The sequence below is a fragment of the Scytonema sp. UIC 10036 genome, assembly GCF_009725235.1.
The window spans coordinates 1-20,173 of record NZ_WJFC01000238.1 but is presented as its reverse complement, the minus strand read 5'-3'; the positions used below and the strand labels follow the sequence as shown (position 1 = coordinate 20,173).

The window sequence follows — 20,173 nt, the reverse complement described above, 5'->3', positions numbered from 1 at the left end:
CTCCTCCCTACCCCCTCACCCCTACTTCCTACTCCTCAGGTAATCTAACCTCCTGTTCTACTTTTAAACCTGTCAGAAAACTGCGATCTTCGCTAATGTGAGGAAATTTCAATTGAGAATCGGGAATTCCCTTTTGTAACTGGCGTTTCCGAACAATAGCAAAGCTTCCCGCCTCTAAAATCCGCAATCTTGGAGGCGGTACCTGGTCCTTGCGTTTGGAACCGTAATACACGTTAATCTCTTTGAGCCTGCGGTCAAAGCTAGCCAGGAAAGCTTGGGGATCGCTCAATTTTTCACCAGGTGCAAGTTCAATATTCACTAGGTAGTGAGCGGGAAACTCATTTTCCGACAAAGTGATACAAAAATCCTCAAGGGGTAAACCAAATTCTCGCTGCAAGACTTGCATCACTTGAGTGGCATGAAATTCAGTTGTTTTTTCTGTGGTAGAAGAAAGTATTCCGCCGCGACGGTAACGAAAGACGATTAGAGGTGCTTGCTCGTAAAAGCCTAGTACTTCAACAACATCACCAATATCGTAACGGTAGAAGCCACTGTAGTTAGTCATCAGGATGCGGTAGAGTTTTCCTGGCTGAACTTCGGTGGCGAGTAGGGTTTTAGGATGTTCTTCTTCCCATTGGTCTTCTGGAATAAATTCAAAAAAGCCAGTTTCTATAGCCAGGATGCTGCCATCATTGTTGAAGTCATGGTAAATACTCAGTGTGCCTTCTGCTGAGGCGAACACGGCACCAAATACGGGAGTGTCTTCTAAGAAGGAAGGAAATCTTTCAAAGTAAAAATCTGAAGTTCCTCCTCTTGCAGTGGCTATGTAAGACAGATCGGACCAAGCTAATTTTGGAGTCAGGCGTCCGGACGATCGCAAAATTTCTCGCAGTTGTGCGGCGCGAGAGGGATTGGCTAACCATCTTCGTTCCAATTGAAACCGCAATTCGGGTTCGAGTTTCAACCAATCGGCTATTGTCCCTTTGTCTATATCTCGGATTAACTCTTCCCCGTATCGCTCAAGGTAGTTGCAGGTTCGGAGGATCAGCATGGGAAAGTTGGCGATGATTCCTCGCATGGAGGGGTTATTCAGGGAAAATAAAAAGCACAAATAGTGCCTTGTTATGCTATCCTCTGCCTTTAAGGTTTCATAGGGATGGGCAAAGAGTTGCTCGTAGAGGAATTTTCCCATGCGTAGGACTCCCGTACCCCCCGGTCCGTAGTCAATTCCGCTACTGGTACGCCCTGTTATTTGCGCTGTGTTGGTGACTAGCAGTTTGCCAAACTTTTTTTGCCGCGATCGCAGTGCTTCATTCAAAAAACCGATGCAAGTCAGGTTAGCCCAACCCAAAGAGTTCTGAAATCGTTTAGTAACGGGAATTAATTTCTGGTTTCCTGTGGAGCCACTGGTGGTATTGAGATAGACAACCGGGTCAGGTGTGAGGACATTTTTTTCGCCTTTGGCAATACGTTCAACGTAAGCTTCGTAACCACTGTAAGGTAGAATTGGAATCTTTTGCTGAAACTGGTCAATGGTTTTGATATCTCTTAACCCATATTTACGACCTAATTCAGTATCTTTATGGGTTTGCAACAGCTTGCGTAAAAACTCTTCTTGTACGGCATCAGTTTGGCGGATTTTCTTAACAAAATTTTCTTTAGCACGTTCTGCGAGAAATGTCAAAATTGGTAGCAAGAAGTTTGTAATTGGTCAAAAGTCATTGGTCATTGGTCAAAAGCCATTAGCCATTAGCCATTAGCCATTAGCCATTAGCCATTAGCCATTAGCCATTAGCCATTAGCCATTAGCCATTAGCCATTAGCCATTAGCCATTAGCCATTAGCCATTAGCATTGCATTAGCCATTAGCCATTAGCCATTAGCATTAGCCATTAGTCGAGATCTGCGGCTAATAAATTGCATTAACCATGCTAACCCTAAGATCCCGATGGAGACTGAAGAAGTAGGTTCTGGTACGGTCTTAGATTCGGACGTTAACTTCGTGAAAACTAATTCTCCCAATATCGCATGGGCTGTTGTTGTTGGGTGCAAGTTATCCCAAAATAAATAGTTGTTTGGGTTGGCACAGATAGTGAGGTTGACTGGATTTATACAAGATTCAGTGACATTGGTGAAACCGTATTTTGCTGGATTGGCGATCGCATCTTGAAATAAAGCAGCACTATCAAAGGTGATGAGATTAATTCCCGGAAGTGTCTGACTTAAATTACTTAAAGCAGCGGCTAAGCTAGCATTAAATTCCTGACTAACTTGGGTACGAAGATTAGCTTCATTGGAACCAAGACTTAAACCACGGGGTGTTTTTCCTAAATCTGGAACGTTAAGAACCAAGATATTTCTAGCACCAGCATTAAATAGTGACGTAATTCCTCCAGATACATTTTCAGCAAATACATTACCGCTCAAGTTACCAGCAGCGTAATCATTGGAACCAGCCGCCCACACAATATAAAGAGCTTCTGAGTCAGCAGATCGATTGGCAACTGAGAGGTCATTAGTAAATGCTTGTACTTCCCTTAGCACTCCTGGTAGGCGGGGATCGCTAGCGTTTGTGAAGCCTGATGTAGCACCGCCAAAGGCAAAATTAACACTTTGGTTAGTAGTAGCACCATTGAATGAAAAGTTAATTCCCACTTCACCTGTTGGTGAGATGATAATTGGAGAACCTACAGCCAACACTGTAGATGGAACGGGATTGACTCCCATAGAACTGGCAAGATAGTCTACCCAGTTTGGACCGTTGGAATAACGTCCATTAAAGTATGGTGGACTTGGAGGGTCTATTGGGATGGTAGGGTCTAGTGCATTTCCGGCCTTAGTGACATTAAACACATTGCCCGAATCAGATAGACTATCACCAAAAACATAAATTCTATCGAAAGTAGCTGCCGTTGCCCCAAGTGGTAACAGAAAAGGTAAAAAGGTAACTCCTACTGCTAAATTCATTTTTCTCATATGTTTGGTATCATGATAAATTTTGGTGTTTTGGAATTTTTTAAATTTATGAATTTTTAACGATCTAAGATTTTCATTTTTTGGAACAATGAATGACTGGAAGACACATAAGACTAACTACATCAGGAATACACTTATGCATTTACAATCAAAACAGAATGTTGAATCAGAATTATACAACATAACTCACTCAATACCAAGGATTGATATAGCCGATTTAACGCCAAAGATATTTTTTGAGAATTACCGAAAAACGAGCACACCAGTCATTATCGCAGGATTATTACAAGATGAGAGTGACTGGACTCTAGATTATTTGTGTGAAAAGCTTGGCAATCAAAAGTTTGTTCTCCGGAATTATGGAAGTGCTAGGTACAAACAGGACAAACGCAAATGGAAAACTATAGGCAGTGGAGTCGATTTGCAAATTATGACCTTTAACGAATTTGCCGAGTTAATGCGTAATGGCAAGGCTCATGAAAATGATGTTAACCTGGGAAAACATCCTTTAACAAATACTTCCCTGGTCGATAATCTCTCTTTAAAAAGTATTGGAGAAAAACTGGGTTTGACAAAATCGGCGACCAATCTCAATATTTACGTTAATCCGGCGGGTCATAGTTCGGGGCTGCATTATGACTCAATGGATGGGACACTGATGCAGATGCACGGTTCTAAAAAAGTGGTGTTGTTTCCACCTTCTCAAACGAATAACCTTTATCCATTTCCAGTTTATATTCACCTTTTTTATGGGATGAGGTTGCGTTGCTGGTTTAGCAAAGTTAATGTGGAAAACCCAGATTTTACATCATTTCCAAAATTTCAAGAAGCACTACAGCACAAACGTGAAGTCATTCTTAATCCCGGTGAAACTCTTTTTATACCTGAAGGTTGGTGGCATGATGTAACGGCATTAGGTGATGAAATGGTTTGTGCGGTCAATAGATTTTGGCGAGTTTATCCTATTTCACGAGTCTTATTGTCTAGAACAAGATGGCGTGCAGTTTTGGGAATGATATTTGCATTACCTCATATTTTATTCAATTTTGCCAGTGCCGTTTTCAGTAGCGATCGCAAACAAAAATTCAGCAAAATTTCTCACAGGTTATAAAATAAGCAATAAAAGTGTGAGGAAAGAATGTCGATGACCGAGTTGGAGAAGCTTTTTACAAGCCCAGCCTTCTCCTTGGGGGTGGGAATCGCTTGTTTTGTCATAGCATTTGTCTTGGCGAGTTTGGTTGAATATTGGATACATCGGTTGATGCACGCCTCACCTCGGATCGGCGAACGTCATCGCGATCACCATCGCCGTAATGAAGGACAAGGGGTTGTGTGGGAGTTTCGGGACTATATCAAAGGCAGTGCTGTGGTCATGTTTTTGATGTTTTTCCACTCTTGGCAAGCTGGAGTTGGTTGGTTTTTAGGTGCCCTCGTTTACGCTGCATTTTCAGCTTATGCCCACCAACTTCAACATGAAAACCCCACTAAGTGCTTTTGGATGAAGATGCCAGTGCATTACGTACATCATAAGTATGGTATGTGGCACCATAACTTTGGCTTAGCAGTGGATTGGTGGGACCATGTTTTTGGGACTTACAAAAAAGTGGAATGGTTGACAGCAGAAGAACTTAACCAACCAGAACGGGGTTATTTTCAGCTGCGCTGGTGGTGACAGTGACAAATGACCAATGACCAATGACCATAAGATAAAAATCTTATGTATAAAATTGGTTTTTCCTGGAGTTTTGGTATATTTTTTCTAAACAGCTTCAAGCTTTACATAGCGGCTGGAACCGGAGGAAAACAAATTTGAATTATTTCCACGAGGCAAAAGCCCACTTTGTTGCAAGTCATCAGCATCCTATTAACCAGTTTCTGCATCACTTAACGAATCTCCTGGCAATTGGGGCGGTTGTCTGTCTGTTTTACGACTGGCGACTGACACTTGTTTGCTTGGTGCTTACCCAAGTTTTTGCTTTGGGTGGGCATGCAGTGTTTGAAAAAAACGATCCTGCTTTTGTTAAGTATCCCGGTATCACCATCATAGTCTCGATACTATGGTCTTTCGAGAACTGGTTTGGTGTACGCCAAGTCGTGAGATCTGTTACGCAAAAGTCGGTTTAATGTTTGCGCTTTAACTGGTGAAAAGGAGAAAATCAATAATGTATCAGGGTTTGTTGGTGATTGATGCGGATGCTCATAAGATAGAAAATCCTTTAGTCATGAGGGATTATCTGGATCGAGAGTATCAAGATCGCATTGGTCTGACAATTGATAGTCTTGGCGATCAAAGGGCAAGAATAGCAGACTTTAATCCAGCAACGGGTAAGAACGACTTAGTGCGGATGTTCCCACAACCACAGGGTTTGGGTAAGGGGGGCTTTCGCACTTTACACCCAGAGACAACGTTGGGCGCAATGTTCAATAAAATCCGACTTGAACACATGAACCAGGAAGGTATTGATGTTCAGGTTATCTATGGCACATTGAACTTAATATTTTCTAGCATCATAGATAAAGATTTCGCGATCGCACTTTGCCGTGCTTACAACAACTATATTGCTGAGGACTGCCGGGGGTACAACGGTCGCCTCCAGCCTATTGGCGTTTTACCGCTACAAGACGTAGACGCAGCAGTAGCGGAGATGTACCATTGCGTGAATGAACTGGGCATGATAGGTGTAGCTGTTGCTCCAAACTTGCCCATTCCCCATCCCAAAGCACCTGACGCTTTTCCAGAAATTCGCACTTGTAAGACGATCTCTCATCCCGATTTTCAACCCTTATTGCAAGCAGCCGTAGACTTAGACGTTGCCCTTGGCATTCACGGTGGTCCCGGTTCTTCTATGGTGGGTGGCATTTCCGATCACATGGAAACTTTTGTTCTCACCCACATTTTCGTGCAACGGAACCAACAACAGTTGGCACTAGCACGCATGGTGTTTGATGGAGTTTTCGAGCGCTTTCCTACACTCCGGGTGGGCTTTCTAGAAGGCGGTTGCGGCTGGTTACCAGATCTCGCCCATGCCTTTCACGAGCATTGGGAAAAGCGCATCCGTGATTTTGACCCCAAACATCCTTATCGCCCTTCCCTCATCGAATATACAAAATTGATGATTCAGGAAAGAGGTAGCCACAACAATATTAATCTCATGAATCAGGCTAAAAACCTCTTCGACCTCTTATGGAATGCCCAACACGATCCTACTAAAATTGACGATGCTAGCTTATATGAGCACTACAATCTTCGCCACCGAGATCCATTAGAGTACTTTGAACGGGGGCAAATCTTTACCTCTTTTGAATCAGACGATCCGGGTCCTTCTTATCTTCACGTTTCTATGGGTGAAGTTGGTAAGCGCTTAGCTTGCTTCTCTGGCGATTACGGTCACTGGGATGGCGTACTTCAGAACTGTGTCCAAGATGCTGCTACAGTTGCTGATTACGATCGAGAGCATTTAGGGCTATTGCTAGGCGGTAATGCTCTGGCACTTTACGGCAACCGCTTGCGCCAATCTCTACCTAAAGATTTGTTAACCGAAACAACAACTACAGCAACAGTGTAAGTGCAAGTGATGGAACTAGCCACGACCCTCAAAAGTCAAACAGTTCACAACCGCGTTCGCGAGGTTGGCATCAACCCAAATTACTGGTATCCAGTCGTTTGGGCTGACCAACTCAAAGTTGGTCAAGTTATGCCTGTAGCCATTTGGCAGCAGGCAATTGTTGTTTACCGTGATGCCAGTGGTCAATTTCATGCCTTGGAAGATGCTTGTCCTCATAAAGGAGTGGCACTCCATAAAGGCAAAGTCCAAGGGACTCACCTTGCTTGTCGCTATCACGGTTGGGAATTTGATGGAAGTGGCGCGTGTGTCAGTGTTCCGTACTTGCCTCAAGGGCAAAAACTACCCTGTGCTCAAGCCCGTAGCTATCCAATTCAGGAAAAATACAACCTGATTTGGATATTTCCGGGTGATGCTGCCTTGTCTGAACAATCCCAAGTGCCTGATGTACCAGAATTTGACCAGCCCGATTGGTTGATGGTGCCCATTCCCACTCACTTTAAAGCACATTTCTCCATTTGTAATGAAAATACGATGGATGTCTTTCACGGGTATTTGCACCAAGAACTACAGGGCTGGTTCGATCCAGTTTTAATTAACTTACAAGCAACAGAAACATCAGTGTGCGCTGACTACAAAGTTTCTTATAAAGGAATTTTTACCAAATTTTTAGGATTGAGTGACAACGCACATAAAGTTACTACCCGCACTATCTCAATCCGGTATTACTACCCTCACTATCACAGTTCGCTCGAAGGTCTTTCCTCCTTGTACCTCATGCGACTACCCGTAAGTCCAACAGAAACGCGATCGTTTTCCCTTTTATTTGTTAAAATTCGCCTTTCCAAATGGCTAGTCCAACCAATTAAGAAACTAATAGCAAATTTTATCTGGCGCTTGTTTCGGAAATTTGTTGCCCAAGATTGTGAAATGATTGAGAGCGAGCAACAAAGCTATCTTGCAAATCCCCAACGGCGTTATGTCGAAATCAACCCTGCTATTATTGCCCTCCAACACGTTATTGTTTCTCAATACGAACAATTCATACGCTAGAGCAATTAAATTCGTAGGTTGGTTTAATGTACGAAACTGACATTTCTTGTTCCCATGCAAATCATGGGAATACATTCATCGAGGTTCTGCCTCGAAAGAATATATAAGGAGGCAGCCTCGATGAAAAAATTGCATCATCAATCATGAAAAAGGTAAAGTAGGGTGGGCAAGGCCTACCAATATCAAATTATGGGCATTGCCCACCCTACTGAATATATTGGGAGATGAAGTTTCCAAACGAGCATTCCCAGTTTCTGCCTGAAAACGAAAGATCGAGGGTGTAAATTACTTATCAAAATTCAAGATTTACCAATAGCCCAAAACTGTTAAACAATAATGCGAATTTTACTGTTATATCCTCTGTTCCCTAAATCCTTTTGGTCTTTTGACAAAACGTTAGAACTGATTGGGCTAAAAGTTTCACTCCCGCCTCTAGGAATGATTACCGTTGCAGCTATCCTACCCCAAACCTGGGAGTTCCGCTTGGTAGACCGTAATGTTCGGTTTGAAACTGAAGCAGATTGGAACTGGGCAGACTTGGTGATTATTTCAGGAATGATTGTCCAGAAATCGGATATGCTGTCTCTGATTCGTGAGGCAAAGCGACGGAGTAAACTTGTTGCTGCTGGTGGTCCTTATGTCACTTCTGTTCCTAAAGACGCGCAGGAAGCAGGGGTAGATTTTCTGGTTTTAGATGAGGGTGAAATTACTCTGCCAATGCTGGTTGAAGCTCTAAAACGGGGTGAAACCTCAGGAGTATTCAGCGCCAAAGGAGAAAAACCTGATGTGACTAGTACGCCCATTCCCAGGTACGATCTGCTGGAACTAGAAGCTTACAGCGATATGTCTGTGCAATTTTCCCGTGGTTGCCCTTTTCAATGTGAGTTTTGTGATATTATTGTTCTTTATGGACGTAAGCCACGGACTAAAACCCCCTCACAATTACTTGCTGAGTTGCAGACTCTGTACGATTTGGGCTGGCGGCGCTCGGTCTTTGTCGTGGATGATAATTTTATCGGCAACAAGCGCAATGTGAAACTCTTACTGCGCGAACTCGGTCCTTGGATGGCAGAACACGGCTATCCCTTCCGCTTGTCAACTGAAGCCTCGGTGGATCTGGCACAAGATCCAGAACTGCTAGATTTAATGATTGCTGCCAACTTTAGTGCTGTATTTTTGGGTATCGAGACACCGGATACGGAAAGTTTGGCATTGACGCAAAAATTCCAAAATACACGTCACTCTTTGATTGAATCAGTCAAGACAATTAACAGGGCGGGTTTGCGCGTCATGGCTGGTTTTATTATTGGCTTTGATGGTGAAAAGTCGGGGGCAGGCGATCGCATTATCGAGTTTGTAGAAGCCACTGCGATTCCTCAAGCAATGTGCAGTATGCTTCAGGCGCTTCCAAGTACTGCACTTTGGGAGCGACTTCAGAAGGAAGGGCGTCTGCAGAATGAAAAGGCTAACATCAATCAAACAACGCTTGCCAATTTTATTCCTACTCGTCCTATTAAAGAACTGGCTGGCGAGTACGTGAGATGCTTCTGGGAACTCTACGAACCCAAACGTTATTTGGCGAGAGTTTTTCGGCATTTCATGGCAATGAAACCTACCCCTCACAAAAAGAAATTTCGCATACCACAATTCAAGTATATTCGGGCATTGCTCATTATTTGTTGGCGGCAGGGAGTCAAGCGAAATACCCGCTTCCAATTCTGGCATCAGTTGTTTTCAATTATCAGACACAATCCTGGAGTATTTGAATCCTATTTTATTAATTGCGCCCATCTAGAGCATTTCATGGAGTACCGTGAAATTGTCCGTGAGGAAATCGAAGCGCAACTTGAGAAATGCCTGGAAAATACATCTTTAGTTTCGAGCTATTAACTAAAACAAATGGTAATCAATCAAACAGCAATTAGCATCCGAACAGTCACAACTGCTGCCGAAAAAGAAATGTTTTTGGATGTTCCCGCAAGGGTATACGCTAAAGATCCTTATTCGGTACCCCCCATCCGTAGCAGTATTGCAAAGCAATTCACACCCGCAAATACCTTTTTAGAGTATGGAAAACTGCAACAGTTTATTGCTATATCCCAAGAAGCAAAAGAGCCTCAAGCAGTGGGACGCATTGTTGCTGCTGTCAACCAACGGCTAATAGATCGTGAACGGCAAAATATTGGCTTGTTCGGTTTTTTTGAATGTATTGAGGATTTTACCATAGCTCAAGCTTTACTAGATGCTGCCTGCAAATGGTTGCGAGAGCAAGGAATGACCACAGCTAGAGGTCCAATTAATTTCTCTACTCATAATGGTTGCCTGTTTTTAGTTGATGGATTTGACTCACCGCCAACGGTGATGATGCCATACAATCCACCTTATTACCCAAAGTTTATGGAGCGGGATGGGTGGGATAAAGCTAAAGACGCATATGCTTATAATTTCCCTTTGGATAAACCCCTAGCAGCAAAGTTTGAGAAGGGTTATCGCATTGCGTGTCAATCTGGAGTGAAATTCCGCCCAATCAGAACCAAAGGTGAAGCATTCGAGCAGGATGCCAAGAACATTTATCACCTTTTTAACCGTGCCTTTTCTGCTAATTGGAGTTCTACACCTCGCACTGAGGCAGAATTTTTAGATGAAGCTAAAGAATTACAGAGTTTAATAGATCCAGATATTTTCCCCATTGCTGAGTACAACGGGGAAATGGTGGGCTTTTTTATGGGGCTACCTGATTACAATATTCCCCTCAAATATGTTAATGGAAAACTCAACTGGTTGGGAATTCTTAAGTTTCTCTGGTATCGTCGGCAAATCGATCGAGGGCGAGTGATTGTCATCTGTTCGTTACCAGAATACCGCTCAAAAATGGTACCTCTAGCTTTAATTTATTTGGGAATGCAAGGTGGAATACAAAAGGGAAAACCTTATAAAGGGGCTGAACTTTCCACAGTATTTGAAGATAATTTCCCCTCACGCAAATTAATCGAAGCAGCTGGTGGCAAAATATATAAAACTTACAGAATTTATGAAAAAGCTTTATGAAGGCGTTAGTGACTGGAGCTAATGGATTTACAGGTTCTCACTTAGTTAGGGCTTTGCAAAAGCAGGGCAATACTGTTGTTGGATTAGTACGTAAATCTAGTAATTTAACCCGTCTTGAGAATGTTAACGTAAAATTAGTTTATGGTGATATTACTGACAAAAATGCGTTAAGAGCAGCAATGCTTGATACAGATACGGTTTTTCACACTGCTGCTTATGTGGAGCTAGGAATTGTTAATGAAGCTGAGATGGAGCGAGTCAATGTAGAAGGGACGCGAGCCGTTTTAGAAGTGGCGCGAGAAACTAGCGTATCTAAGTTAGTTTACTGTAGCACTATTGGTGTATTCGGTGATACAAAAGGTCAAGCAGTGAATGAAACTTTCCAAAGAACGCAGAAGCACTTTTCCTCTGCTTACGATCGCACTAAATACCAAGCTCAACAATTAGTCGATCGAGCTGTTGAAGCTGGTTTTCATGCTGTTAGCGTTCTTCCCTCTGGAATATTTGGTGCTGATGACCCCCATTTTGGTCCGGTTATGGAGCTGTTTTGCAAAGGAAAACTCAAAGTGTGGGCGGGAGGCGATCGCATTACTGGAATTGTCCATGTAGACGACCTTGCAGACGCGATGATTTTAGCAGCAGAAAAGGGGAAACCGGGGGAGTACTATATTATTTCTGCGGGTGATTTAACACTACGGGAAATGTTTGCCATTGTTTCCCACCAAACAGGTATTCCAGCGCCTCGTGAAGTTCCCAAACCCCTAGTAAGATTGGCGGGGAATTTACTTGACCCAATTGGAAGGCTGTTGAATTGGCAACCACCCATCAGTCGAGAACGCGTTCACTATATATACGACCGATGTGTCCGAGTAGACGCTACAAAAGCCCGTAATGAGCTTGGTTGGAATCCGCGCTCAGTCACAGAAACTTTACGTGAGTTAGTGGTTAGGGGTTAGTGGTTAGTTGTTAGTTGTTGGTGGTTAGTTGTTGGTTGTTAGTGGGGGATAAAGAAGAAAGTTCTACCTTGTCTCCCTTGTCTCCCTTGTCCCCAATCCAAAATCCAAAATCTAAAATCCAAAATCTAAAATCCAAAATCCTCAATCCCTACTTATTAAATATCGTCGCGGGGTCGAGACGGGTGACTTTTTGAATGGCAAAAATTGCTGCGCCAGTACACATAATAATAGTTACACCAAAAACTGCGATCGCGGTTTTGGGCGTAATTAAAATGAGGATACCTTGACTAGCCAGTGTCCAAGTGGCGACTCCCAAGCAAAGTGCCATACCAGGGATATAACCGAGAACAGCCATCCATATAGCTTGCTCAATAATGACACTGTAAATCGTCCAATCAGATGCACCCATTGCTTTGAGTGTGCCAAATTCCTTGAGATGTTCTGACACGGAGGAATAAAGTATTTGACCAACAACAATGGCTCCTACAATGATTCCTACTGTTGCACCCAGCCCTAAAATGAATCCAATGCCAGTTCGCTTTTGCCAGTAAACCTCAGTTTTTTTTATCATTTCTGCACGGGTGTAGGCACGGGTGTTGGGTAAGGCAGCATCTAGTCTTTTCTTGAGTGCTTGCAAATCCTGACCGGGCTGGGCTTGAATGAGGATATAAGTGATGGGGTCTAATGAAGATAAAGGTTTTGGTGCGGGGGTAGGGTTTTTCTCCGGATCTACGTAAGTGGTGGTACACTGAATGTCTTTGGAACCTGATTGCATTCGACAAGACACATTAGAAGTTTTACCAGAACTCACGTAAGCAGTGGCACTTTCTAGAGAAGTAAACATATAAGGATTTGATGCAATTGAGCGGTTTCCTTGGGTTAAGCCAACCACGCGTGTAGGCACAGTATTGACTTGTGCTCGATCGCCGACACGTCGTACACTCAAAGACTCTGCATTAAATGTATCTACTATTACAGTATACGGTTCTTTGAGGGTATTTATACTGCCTTGGATAATATTATTAGGTATAAACAATTGCCCATCTGGAGCGAATCCAATGACTCTGACTGGAGCTATTCTTCCCATGGGGTGACGCCATACTCCTCCGGTGGCAATGAGCGCTTCTGCATTTGCGACACCAGGTACTTCTCTCGCTAAATTGATATGAGCTAAAGGCATTGGCAGTGTGAGATCTAGGTAAATCATGCTGTCAGACGCCACCCAAATATCAGCAGTGGAATTGTTAATTAATTTCGTAGAGGAGCGCGTAAACCCATTGAAGATACCTGTTTGAATAGTCACTAGGCTAACGGCAAACATAATACCTGCCTGTGCTGCTAGAAAGCGAGGAATATCTTCAAGCAGATTTTTACGGGCAATTGAAACCATAAGAAAAGCTGGTATACTAAGAAATTTTTTTAGTCTGACATTAGCCATAGTATGCTAAACGCCTATTGTTATGTTGGCAACCACGAGTTCCTAACTGAGCACTTCCATCATCATTCTATTGACTGCGATCGCACTCAGGAAATATATCAAGGAACTTGTAGTTATAATGGGTCATCTTTTACACCTGCTTTCTTGAAAATTAATTTTCATGCCAGTCTATCGCTCCAAAACGAAATTACCTGCCTCTGCATTCCTACTTATATTAGGGCTTCTTATCACTGCTAGCCTTGGATTTGTAACGAACACAAATTTTTCTTCTAGTCAAAAAGGAACAAGCTCAGAAAAAGCTATTGCCCAAACTCCACCCAAGCCAGCACCTCAAGAAATCGTGCAAGTCCGGGAAGTACGCGCTCTATCAGGCAAGCTAGATACAGTACCTGTCTTTAATAGCAATAGCCCTGAATGGATCAAAACTGAGGGAATTTTACTCTCTACCTTTCCTGCAAACGGAAAAAAAGTTTCAGCCGCACACTTAAACTTTCCTTTTCAAGGAAGATTTGACTTATTTGCCCATCACCATACCCACACTCCCAAAGATTTGCAAACGCTTTATTTGGGAGTGATTTTGCACAATCCAAGTCCAAAACCAGTGACAGTGGATGTTTTACAGGCAGCAAGTTACTTGATGCAAGATGCACCATTTGTCACTTTACCGTCCTATGTAGAGAATTCTGATGGTAAAGCATATGCAGGGCCTGGGAATAGGGCTGTCGCTGACTGATGGGCAATATTATTAGATAACCCAAAAGCAAAACATTTGACTATCCCACAGCGAGGTAAAGCCATTTCCTATGCAATAGATACCCTAGGGGCGGTGCCCATTACCATTTATCAATTTTTTAGCTCGTGCGTTGGGTAGAACGAAGTGACACCAATAATTCGATTAAATGTTGGGTTTCGTTCCTCAACCCAACCTACTAATAAAAAATAAAACATAAGAATGTGGACACACGGATAAATTATTTCTACATTTCCATATTCTTATGTCTTTTTTTAGCGAAACCTTTGAGGTTTGTTCCTACTTTTCTTTAAGAATAAGCATCGCTTCGCTTGGTAATTAAGTAACTCTTTAAGTAACTAAGAGTTCTACTAGTACCATAACTGCTACGAATTATTCTACCTTTTAACTTTTTACACTCAACTCACATCACACTTATGCTCAAAAGTGTATTTAAAAAGTTCTTGTGATGACATGAGTAATTACACTGAATTTATCTTTGTTAGTGGATAGTGGATAGTGGATAGTGGTTGGTGGTTCTCTACTTCCCTACTAACCACTAACTACTAACCACTAACCCCCAACCACTAATATAAATTTTATGGGCGATATTTTTAAAACGCGAGTATAAAGGGAAATACTTTAAACAAGATGATTAATGAGACTGGTGAAAAAGTAGCATGGCAAATCCTTCGTCAAACCCTGCGCCAAAACCTTACAGACACAATCAACTGAAAGAAGGTGGAGTCAAGCGTGTCTGTAAAAAACTTAACAAGAAACCCAAACAGAAAAGTTGGCTGGTGTCAGTGCTAGCATTGGCGATTTTAATGGGTACTGGGGGGTTATTTATTACTTTTGCTTGGGTTAGTGTCCAATTGATACTTAATCCTTATCAAGTAGGATGGCTAAATAAACTTTTGCCGGATTGGGTGCAAATTTCTACAACTGGCGCAGAACGTCCTCAGACTCTCAAACAAATTCAAGACTCTCTCAAAAAGCAGGGGTTGGAAGCAGGACAAATCTTACCTCTAAAAGCTGACACGGCAGTGTCTTTCTTGCTCCCAGTCTTGAAGCAACAGTCTAATTGCCAGTCTGATTGTAAATCTATAGTTGAACTTAGAGTTTATGAACGTTCCAAAGAATTGGAATTGAAATCTGTATCGGAGAAATATTATCGTCTAGTAACTCAGTTATCTGTTGCGGGACCGGAAGAATCTTTTGTAATAGCACCTTTTGTTAAAACTACAGATGAAAATCAAGGTTCCAATCTGTCCTTACCTTTGAATGAAGTAGGGCGTTTTGACGGTGAGACGCCATCACCTGGTGTTTGGTTCTATTTACGGGGTAATCGCCAAGAAGGAACGAGTCTCATTGCTTACGGTATTGTTGTTTACTACAATAGCGATCGCTCTCTCTTACAATTCATGTTGCCTTGGACTAGCCCAAACGGGCATTTACCTGAATGGCGGCAAGTCACAGGTGGTGGAAACAAAGAACTCGTTGTGGATCGAACAGTAGGTTTAGAACCTCAGTTAAAAATTTACCAAGTCCAATCTGTCAAATATTTCCTCAATCCTATCGAATTAGAAGCAATTGCTTTCACACAACCTGTTCTTAAGCATTCCGTTTACCGAGATGCTCTTTTGCTAGCTCGTAGCGGATTGTGGACACCAGCTCTTGAACGGTTGGAATCTCTAAAGAAACGCCAAAAAAAGCTTTTTTCACCGCAAGTGCAATCCCAAATGGATGCAATTCGCTTGCACTCCCAATTTACAAAGACTCAAGCCAGTACAATCTGGGCAAGCCCCAGCCAAGAAGTTTTGGCAGATATTATAGATGGTCGTTGGGAAAAAGCTTTACAGGTGTTCAAGGCTTCGCCACAAAACGCTCGGGAAATTTCTAGCCTCCTTAAAGCAGATGGGGAGATATTATGGAATCGCGTGGAAACAGAATTGCAAGTCAATCCAAAGCGACAGTCAGTGCAAGCTTGGGGTGCTTTGATTGTAGCAGCTCGTCACGGGAAAGAACGAGCTAAGACCTGGTTAAGCCAGCGCTCGCCGATCTCAGAAGACACCATTGCTTACGCTCAAAGCCTCATAGAACTTTTAGAGGGTAAAGCTTTGCAGTGCGAACAATCGCACACTGAGCCTTGCGAGCACGGTACGGGCTTCTGACGTTATTCAAAGTGAATAACACTTGCTTTTCAACTGCACAAATGTGGTAGAGGCGATATACGTGCAGTGCTTATTGAGCGCTTTCCAGGCTGCACGTATCAGATGATTTCTGTACTTTCATATCCTGCAATTGCCTTAACAAGCAATCAACTTCAGCTTGCAGGTTCATAAATTTTGCTTGCTGCTCGGCCTGATAAAGGCATTTATTCAATTTGGTTGCCCAGTATGTTTGGGATTCAGTGTTTGAAACGCTAGAAGTAGTCATAACCATACGAACTCACAAATCAACTCACACCATTAGAGATATTATAATAGAGAAGTTTTAAGAATCATTAAATAATTGTATATTCCTCATAATTGCCTGTAAGGTGTCTAATGTTATATATCGGCAGGACTGCTTGCATAGTATTTTTGTTCCAAAAAAAAACATTATTGTTGAGCCTTGCATATCAGTGACACTTGATGTGCAAAATAAAGATATATCACTAGTTGTTACCATCTCAGCTAAAAATAAAAGTTTTTAATTACCGTGACTCTAAGCCTGACTGCTGCTAAATCATACCGCCAACCCTGGCCAGGGCTAATAGAAGCCTACCGTCAATACTTGCCTGTCACTGAAAATACACCAGTGGTGACTTTGCTAGAGGGCAATACTCCTTTGATTCCAGTTCCCTCAATTGCAGAACTTATCGGCAGACAAGTCCGTGTATTTGTGAAATATGACGGTCTGAATCCCACTGGTAGCTTTAAAGACCGGGGAATGACAATGGCAATTTCCAAGGCAAAGGAAACTGGGGCAAAGGCTGTTATTTGTGCAAGCACGGGCAACACCTCAGCTGCAGCTGCTGCCTATGCCAGACGTGGAGGAATGCGCGCTTTTGTAATTATTCCAGATGGCTACGTTGCACTGGGCAAATTAGCACAGGCGTTGCTCTATGGGGCAGAGGTTCTGGCAATTCAAGGGAATTTTGACAGGGCGCTGGAAATTGTGCGCGACATGGCAAACACCTACCCAATCACTTTGGTGAACTCGGTGAATCCTTACCGTTTAGAAGGGCAGAAAACAGCTGCATTTGAAATTGTTGATACTTTGGGTGATACACCCGATTGGTTGTGTATCCCCGTAGGCAATGCAGGAAATATATCAGCATATTGGATGGGATTTTGTCAATACCATCAAGAAGGAAAATGCGATCGCTTACCCCGAATGATGGGCTTTCAAGCTGCAGGTGCAGCACCTCTAGTGAACGGTCAACCAGTGACGCATCCAGAAACCATAGCCACAGCGATTCGTATCGGTAACCCCGCAAGCTGGGAGAAAGCAGTTGCCGTTCAGCAAGCGAGCATGGGAAGTTTTCACGCCGTAACCGATACAGAAATTCTTGAGGCTTATCGACTTTTGGCATCAGAAGAAGGGATTTTTTGCGAACCCGCTAGTGCAGCTTCTGTTGCTGGTTTGTTACAGGTAAAAGACCAAGTTCCCACAGGGGCAACTGTCGTTTGTGTTCTGACTGGTAACGGCCTGAAAGACCCAGACACTGCTATTAAACACAGTTCCAGCCAATTTAAACAAGGTATTCCACCGGAACTTAAGGCTGTGGCTGAGGCAATGGGATTTTGAAAAAATTATGAATGATGAATGATGAATGATGAATTGTATTTTCATAATTCATAATTCATAATTCATAATTCATAATTCATAATTCATAATTCATAATTCATAATTCATAATTCATAATTCATCCTCTTTCCCTTGTTAATCTGTCTATGGCATCACCTAATGCGGTGGTCAAGCTTTTGCGGGTCTGGGCGTGGTTGTCTTGCTCTGTTTTTAACGCTTGAAGTGTGCGATCGCGTTCTTTGATAACAGCAATGAGTTGGGTTTTTAACTCCTCAACGGATTTGATCTGTTCGACTTCTTGCTCAATCGCTGTTGTAGTTGTTGGATCGTCAAGTAATTCTGCTTCAATGCCCTTGATTTGCTCTATTTGTTTTTTTAACGAATCTATCGTTTGTTGTGCCATTTGAGCATCGGAACGACGCTGTTCTGCTTCAGTGTTGTAGAGCTTACGCCATTTTTCCGCACTTTGCCAAGCGGCATCACGTTCTACTTGCAGTTCTGCTAGTTGTTGTTTAAGTGCTTTGATTTCTGCCAACCACTGTGGTGTTAATTCTTGAGTCATATCAGTAAATTCAGGTGATTTATACAGTGTATTCTTTATACAAAGAAATATACGCACTGCTGAACAGTAGGGTGGGCACTGCCCACCCTACTACTGGTAGCATGAAGTAACTGGGGTAGTTCATACCGTAACAACTTATTACGTGTAGCAGGGAAATTTATCAACTGTGGCTGCAAAGAAGTACAATAACTAGCTGTTTAATAACAGAAATGCGATCGCGCTCATCTCAACCCCCTCACTATCTCAATTATGGACTCTGATGCCAAAACACTGACTGTAAAACGGCTGCGTCAACTGAGCCGTGTCATGGATAAAGCAATTACCATTCCCGGTACCCCGATTAGTATTGGTCTAGATCCAATTTTGGGATTGATACCTGTTGGGGGCGATTTTTTGGGAATTCTGTTTTCGGCATACATAGTCTTAGAAGCAGCTAGGTCGGGTGCGCCTGCTGCTACGATAAGCAGAATGGTCTTGAATATAATAATAGATGGAATATTAGGTGCTGTACCGTTAGTGGGAGACTTGTTCGATTTTGCCTGGACAGCTAATGAATACAACATTAAACTACTAGAAGATTACTTAAAGTTTCCCAGACAGAGAAAAAGCACAGACAAGTGGTTTGTATTTGGGGTGTTAACTCTATTGTTCATTGTCACTATTGGACTAGTAGCATTTGCCGTGATACTCATGAGGCTGTTTGGAACCTTGCTTGAAACTCTGTTGAAATCCTTAAGTGGCAGTTAGATGAGTACAAAATAATTGATGAAAGATTGGTGGCAAGCGACTTTTCCTAAAGGTCGGCAAAGTCTAATTATTACGGATGCTAATGGGTATCCCGTACAAATCGCGTATGGTGAAAAAGGTAAGGGTCAAACCTTGTTTTTGTTACATGGTGTTGGTAGCTGGAGTTATAATTGGCGTTCCAGCATAGATACATTATCTCAACATTTTCGAATTATCTGCTTTGATGCAAAAGGTTATGGTTTTTCGGAAAAAGCAGTGACTCGTAAAGAAAAGAATGGTCATCAGGTGATTGAATTCGAGAGAGTTATCCGTTCTCTATGTGATGAACCCGCTATTGTTGTCGCAGAATCGTTAGGCGCATTAATTGCTTTAGCGATCGCACAAAAAAATCCCCAATTAATAACGCGACTGGTGGTACTCAATGTACCTATCTTTGCCCAAAGTCTACCTCATTGGGGAATGTGGTTACTTTCTCAAATGCCTATAGAGATAGTACAAATCATTGACTCATTGAGACTACCGCTGTTGTTTGCACCAATTGTTAGAGAAATTATGGCAGTAGAAAGGCGAGATGTTCTGTTCGATCCATCCATACTCACCCAGGAAGACGTTTATTGGATAACTTACCCCTATGTGGAGCTTCCCGGTACTCTTGCAAAAGTAGCGGAAGAACTACAAATAGCAGCACGGGAAATTGAGCATTTGCAAACCAATAAACCTAGCTTTCTTGCCAATATTCAAAAGAACCTCAGTGCGGTTACGTGTCCCACACTTGTTTTGTGGGGTGAACAAGATACGTGGTTTCCTGCAAGTGATGGGAAAAAACTCTGCCAATATCTACCCAACGCAAAATTACAAATTTTGCCTAACTGCCGCCATGATGCATCTTTTGGTGCTTCAAAAGATGTGAACGCAGCAATTCTTGAATTTTTACAAGACAGCTAATCCTATCACATTATATTATCACCAATAAAAAGAGTGGGAGCCAGCATACCAATCGCTTTCAATGCTCCCACTCATCATTTGTCGCTAAAGCAGTCAGAATTATGTATAAATGTCGTTAGTCATTTAGGGGATTTTTTACACTTAACGACAACATTTCTAGGGATTCTGCTGCGACAAATCAATGCCTGATTATTTCAATTTTGTAAATATAACCGATTTATGAAAAAATAATTTCCGCATATATTTTATGTGGAAAGTGTATCACAATTAAATTTGATAGGTGACACACCCTGACAATAACACCCTTGAAGTCGTTTACCATCTTTAATTTATCTAATTTTCTATTATTTTAGTTGCCAT

The 20,173-nt window shown here is 42.4% G+C and carries 17 protein-coding genes and 1 pseudogene; 13 read left to right on the top strand and 5 right to left on the bottom strand.

Annotation, left to right across the window (positions count from 1 at the left end; translation table 11 throughout):
• Positions 1-28 precede the first annotated feature (28 nt).
• Both F7734_RS53320 and F7734_RS53315 read right to left on the bottom strand, forming a co-directional pair.
• On the bottom strand, positions 29-1,684 hold the full coding sequence (locus F7734_RS53320) for a GH3 auxin-responsive promoter family protein (RefSeq protein ID WP_243147558.1): 1,656 nt from the start codon (positions 1,682-1,684) through the stop codon (positions 29-31).
• 188 nt (positions 1,685-1,872) lie between these two features.
• Positions 1,873-2,976, bottom strand: coding sequence for an SGNH/GDSL hydrolase family protein (locus F7734_RS53315; RefSeq protein WP_155752340.1), 1,104 nt, complete (start codon positions 2,974-2,976; stop codon positions 1,873-1,875).
• Between the two features lie 136 nt (positions 2,977-3,112).
• Between F7734_RS53315 and F7734_RS53310 the strand changes: the two genes are divergently transcribed.
• The 8 genes from F7734_RS53310 (at position 3,113) to F7734_RS53275 (ending at position 11,596) form a co-directional block, all read left to right on the top strand.
• A complete protein-coding gene (locus tag F7734_RS53310) occupies positions 3,113-4,087 on the top strand; it encodes a cupin-like domain-containing protein (protein WP_155752339.1) in 975 nt (324 codons plus the stop codon).
• Between the two features lie 33 nt (positions 4,088-4,120).
• Complete coding sequence (locus F7734_RS53305; RefSeq protein ID WP_155752338.1) at positions 4,121-4,648, top strand: sterol desaturase family protein; 528 nt, start codon at positions 4,121-4,123, stop codon at positions 4,646-4,648.
• A 137-nt stretch (positions 4,649-4,785) separates the two neighbouring features.
• Positions 4,786-5,100, top strand: a complete 315-nt coding sequence (locus F7734_RS53300) for an Mpo1-like protein (RefSeq protein WP_155752337.1) — start codon at positions 4,786-4,788, stop codon at positions 5,098-5,100.
• Positions 5,101-5,138: 38 nt separating this feature from the next.
• Positions 5,139-6,542: an amidohydrolase family protein gene (locus tag F7734_RS53295; protein WP_155752336.1), complete on the top strand. Its 1,404-nt coding sequence runs from the start codon at positions 5,139-5,141 to the stop codon at positions 6,540-6,542.
• Positions 6,543-6,551: 9 nt separating this feature from the next.
• A complete protein-coding gene (locus F7734_RS53290; protein WP_155752335.1) occupies positions 6,552-7,592 on the top strand; it encodes an aromatic ring-hydroxylating dioxygenase subunit alpha in 1,041 nt (346 codons plus the stop codon).
• Between the two features lie 336 nt (positions 7,593-7,928).
• The gene (locus F7734_RS53285; RefSeq protein WP_155752334.1) at positions 7,929-9,482 is read left to right on the top strand and encodes a B12-binding domain-containing radical SAM protein; all 1,554 of its coding nucleotides are present in this window, start codon (positions 7,929-7,931) and stop codon (positions 9,480-9,482) included.
• 9 nt (positions 9,483-9,491) lie between these two features.
• Entirely contained in the window at positions 9,492-10,640 is a 1,149-nt protein-coding gene (locus F7734_RS53280) for a hypothetical protein (RefSeq protein WP_155752333.1), read from the top strand.
• Positions 10,637-11,596: an NAD-dependent epimerase/dehydratase family protein gene (locus tag F7734_RS53275; protein ID WP_155752332.1), complete on the top strand. Its 960-nt coding sequence runs from the start codon at positions 10,637-10,639 to the stop codon at positions 11,594-11,596. Before F7734_RS53280 ends, F7734_RS53275 begins: the two co-directional genes overlap by 4 nt.
• 148 nt (positions 11,597-11,744) lie before the next feature.
• Here F7734_RS53275 and F7734_RS53270 read toward each other — a convergent pair whose 3' ends face one another.
• On the bottom strand, positions 11,745-13,034 hold the full coding sequence (locus tag F7734_RS53270; RefSeq protein WP_243147557.1) for an FtsX-like permease family protein: 1,290 nt from the start codon (positions 13,032-13,034) through the stop codon (positions 11,745-11,747).
• A gap of 160 nt (positions 13,035-13,194) precedes the next feature.
• Between F7734_RS53270 and F7734_RS53265 the strand changes: the two are divergent.
• Positions 13,195-13,830: pseudogene (locus F7734_RS53265) on the top strand (DUF3370 family protein); the annotation flags it as partial.
• A gap of 614 nt (positions 13,831-14,444) precedes the next feature.
• On the top strand, positions 14,445-15,938 hold the full coding sequence (locus F7734_RS53260) for a hypothetical protein (protein ID WP_155752331.1): 1,494 nt from the start codon (positions 14,445-14,447) through the stop codon (positions 15,936-15,938).
• A gap of 70 nt (positions 15,939-16,008) precedes the next feature.
• Here the strand turns inward: F7734_RS53260 and F7734_RS61435 are convergent, their stop codons facing one another.
• On the bottom strand, positions 16,009-16,203 hold the full coding sequence (locus F7734_RS61435) for a hypothetical protein (protein WP_166482720.1): 195 nt from the start codon (positions 16,201-16,203) through the stop codon (positions 16,009-16,011).
• Positions 16,204-16,467: 264 nt separating this feature from the next.
• Here F7734_RS61435 and thrC point away from each other — a divergent pair, with 264 nt between their 5' ends.
• Complete coding sequence (gene thrC / locus F7734_RS53255) at positions 16,468-17,559, top strand: threonine synthase (RefSeq protein ID WP_166482719.1); 1,092 nt, start codon at positions 16,468-16,470, stop codon at positions 17,557-17,559.
• A 118-nt stretch (positions 17,560-17,677) separates the two neighbouring features.
• Here thrC and F7734_RS53250 read toward each other — a convergent pair whose 3' ends face one another.
• Positions 17,678-18,121, bottom strand: a complete 444-nt coding sequence (locus tag F7734_RS53250; RefSeq protein ID WP_155752330.1) for a hypothetical protein — start codon at positions 18,119-18,121, stop codon at positions 17,678-17,680.
• A gap of 249 nt (positions 18,122-18,370) precedes the next feature.
• Here F7734_RS53250 and F7734_RS53245 point away from each other — a divergent pair, with 249 nt between their 5' ends.
• Together F7734_RS53245 and F7734_RS53240 are read left to right on the top strand one after the other, a co-directional pair.
• Positions 18,371-18,868: a DUF4112 domain-containing protein gene (locus F7734_RS53245; RefSeq protein ID WP_155752329.1), complete on the top strand. Its 498-nt coding sequence runs from the start codon at positions 18,371-18,373 to the stop codon at positions 18,866-18,868.
• Positions 18,869-18,886: 18 nt separating this feature from the next.
• The gene (locus F7734_RS53240) at positions 18,887-19,813 is read left to right on the top strand and encodes an alpha/beta hydrolase (RefSeq protein ID WP_155752328.1); all 927 of its coding nucleotides are present in this window, start codon (positions 18,887-18,889) and stop codon (positions 19,811-19,813) included.
• Positions 19,814-20,173 lie beyond the last annotated feature (360 nt).

Excerpts from the sequence above, each read along its gene's own strand:
- F7734_RS53315 (WP_155752340.1), bottom strand. The coding sequence starts at position 2,976 with ATGAGAAAAATGAATTTAGCAGTAGGAGTTACCTTTTTACCTTTTCTG.
- F7734_RS53310 (WP_155752339.1), top strand. The coding sequence starts at position 3,113 with ATGCATTTACAATCAAAACAGAATGTTGAATCAGAATTATACAACATA.
- F7734_RS53305 (WP_155752338.1), top strand. The coding sequence starts at position 4,121 with ATGACCGAGTTGGAGAAGCTTTTTACAAGCCCAGCCTTCTCCTTGGGG.
- F7734_RS53295 (WP_155752336.1), top strand. The coding sequence starts at position 5,139 with ATGTATCAGGGTTTGTTGGTGATTGATGCGGATGCTCATAAGATAGAA.
- F7734_RS53290 (WP_155752335.1), top strand. The coding sequence starts at position 6,552 with ATGGAACTAGCCACGACCCTCAAAAGTCAAACAGTTCACAACCGCGTT.
- F7734_RS53285 (WP_155752334.1), top strand. The coding sequence starts at position 7,929 with ATGCGAATTTTACTGTTATATCCTCTGTTCCCTAAATCCTTTTGGTCT.
- F7734_RS53280 (WP_155752333.1), top strand. The coding sequence starts at position 9,492 with ATGGTAATCAATCAAACAGCAATTAGCATCCGAACAGTCACAACTGCT.
- F7734_RS53275 (WP_155752332.1), top strand. The coding sequence starts at position 10,637 with ATGAAGGCGTTAGTGACTGGAGCTAATGGATTTACAGGTTCTCACTTA.
- F7734_RS53270 (WP_243147557.1), bottom strand. The coding sequence starts at position 13,034 with ATGGCTAATGTCAGACTAAAAAAATTTCTTAGTATACCAGCTTTTCTT.
- F7734_RS53260 (WP_155752331.1), top strand. The coding sequence starts at position 14,445 with ATGGCAAATCCTTCGTCAAACCCTGCGCCAAAACCTTACAGACACAAT.
- F7734_RS61435 (WP_166482720.1), bottom strand. The coding sequence starts at position 16,203 with ATGACTACTTCTAGCGTTTCAAACACTGAATCCCAAACATACTGGGCA.
- F7734_RS53250 (WP_155752330.1), bottom strand. The coding sequence starts at position 18,121 with ATGACTCAAGAATTAACACCACAGTGGTTGGCAGAAATCAAAGCACTT.
- F7734_RS53245 (WP_155752329.1), top strand. The coding sequence starts at position 18,371 with ATGGACTCTGATGCCAAAACACTGACTGTAAAACGGCTGCGTCAACTG.
- F7734_RS53240 (WP_155752328.1), top strand. The coding sequence starts at position 18,887 with ATGAAAGATTGGTGGCAAGCGACTTTTCCTAAAGGTCGGCAAAGTCTA.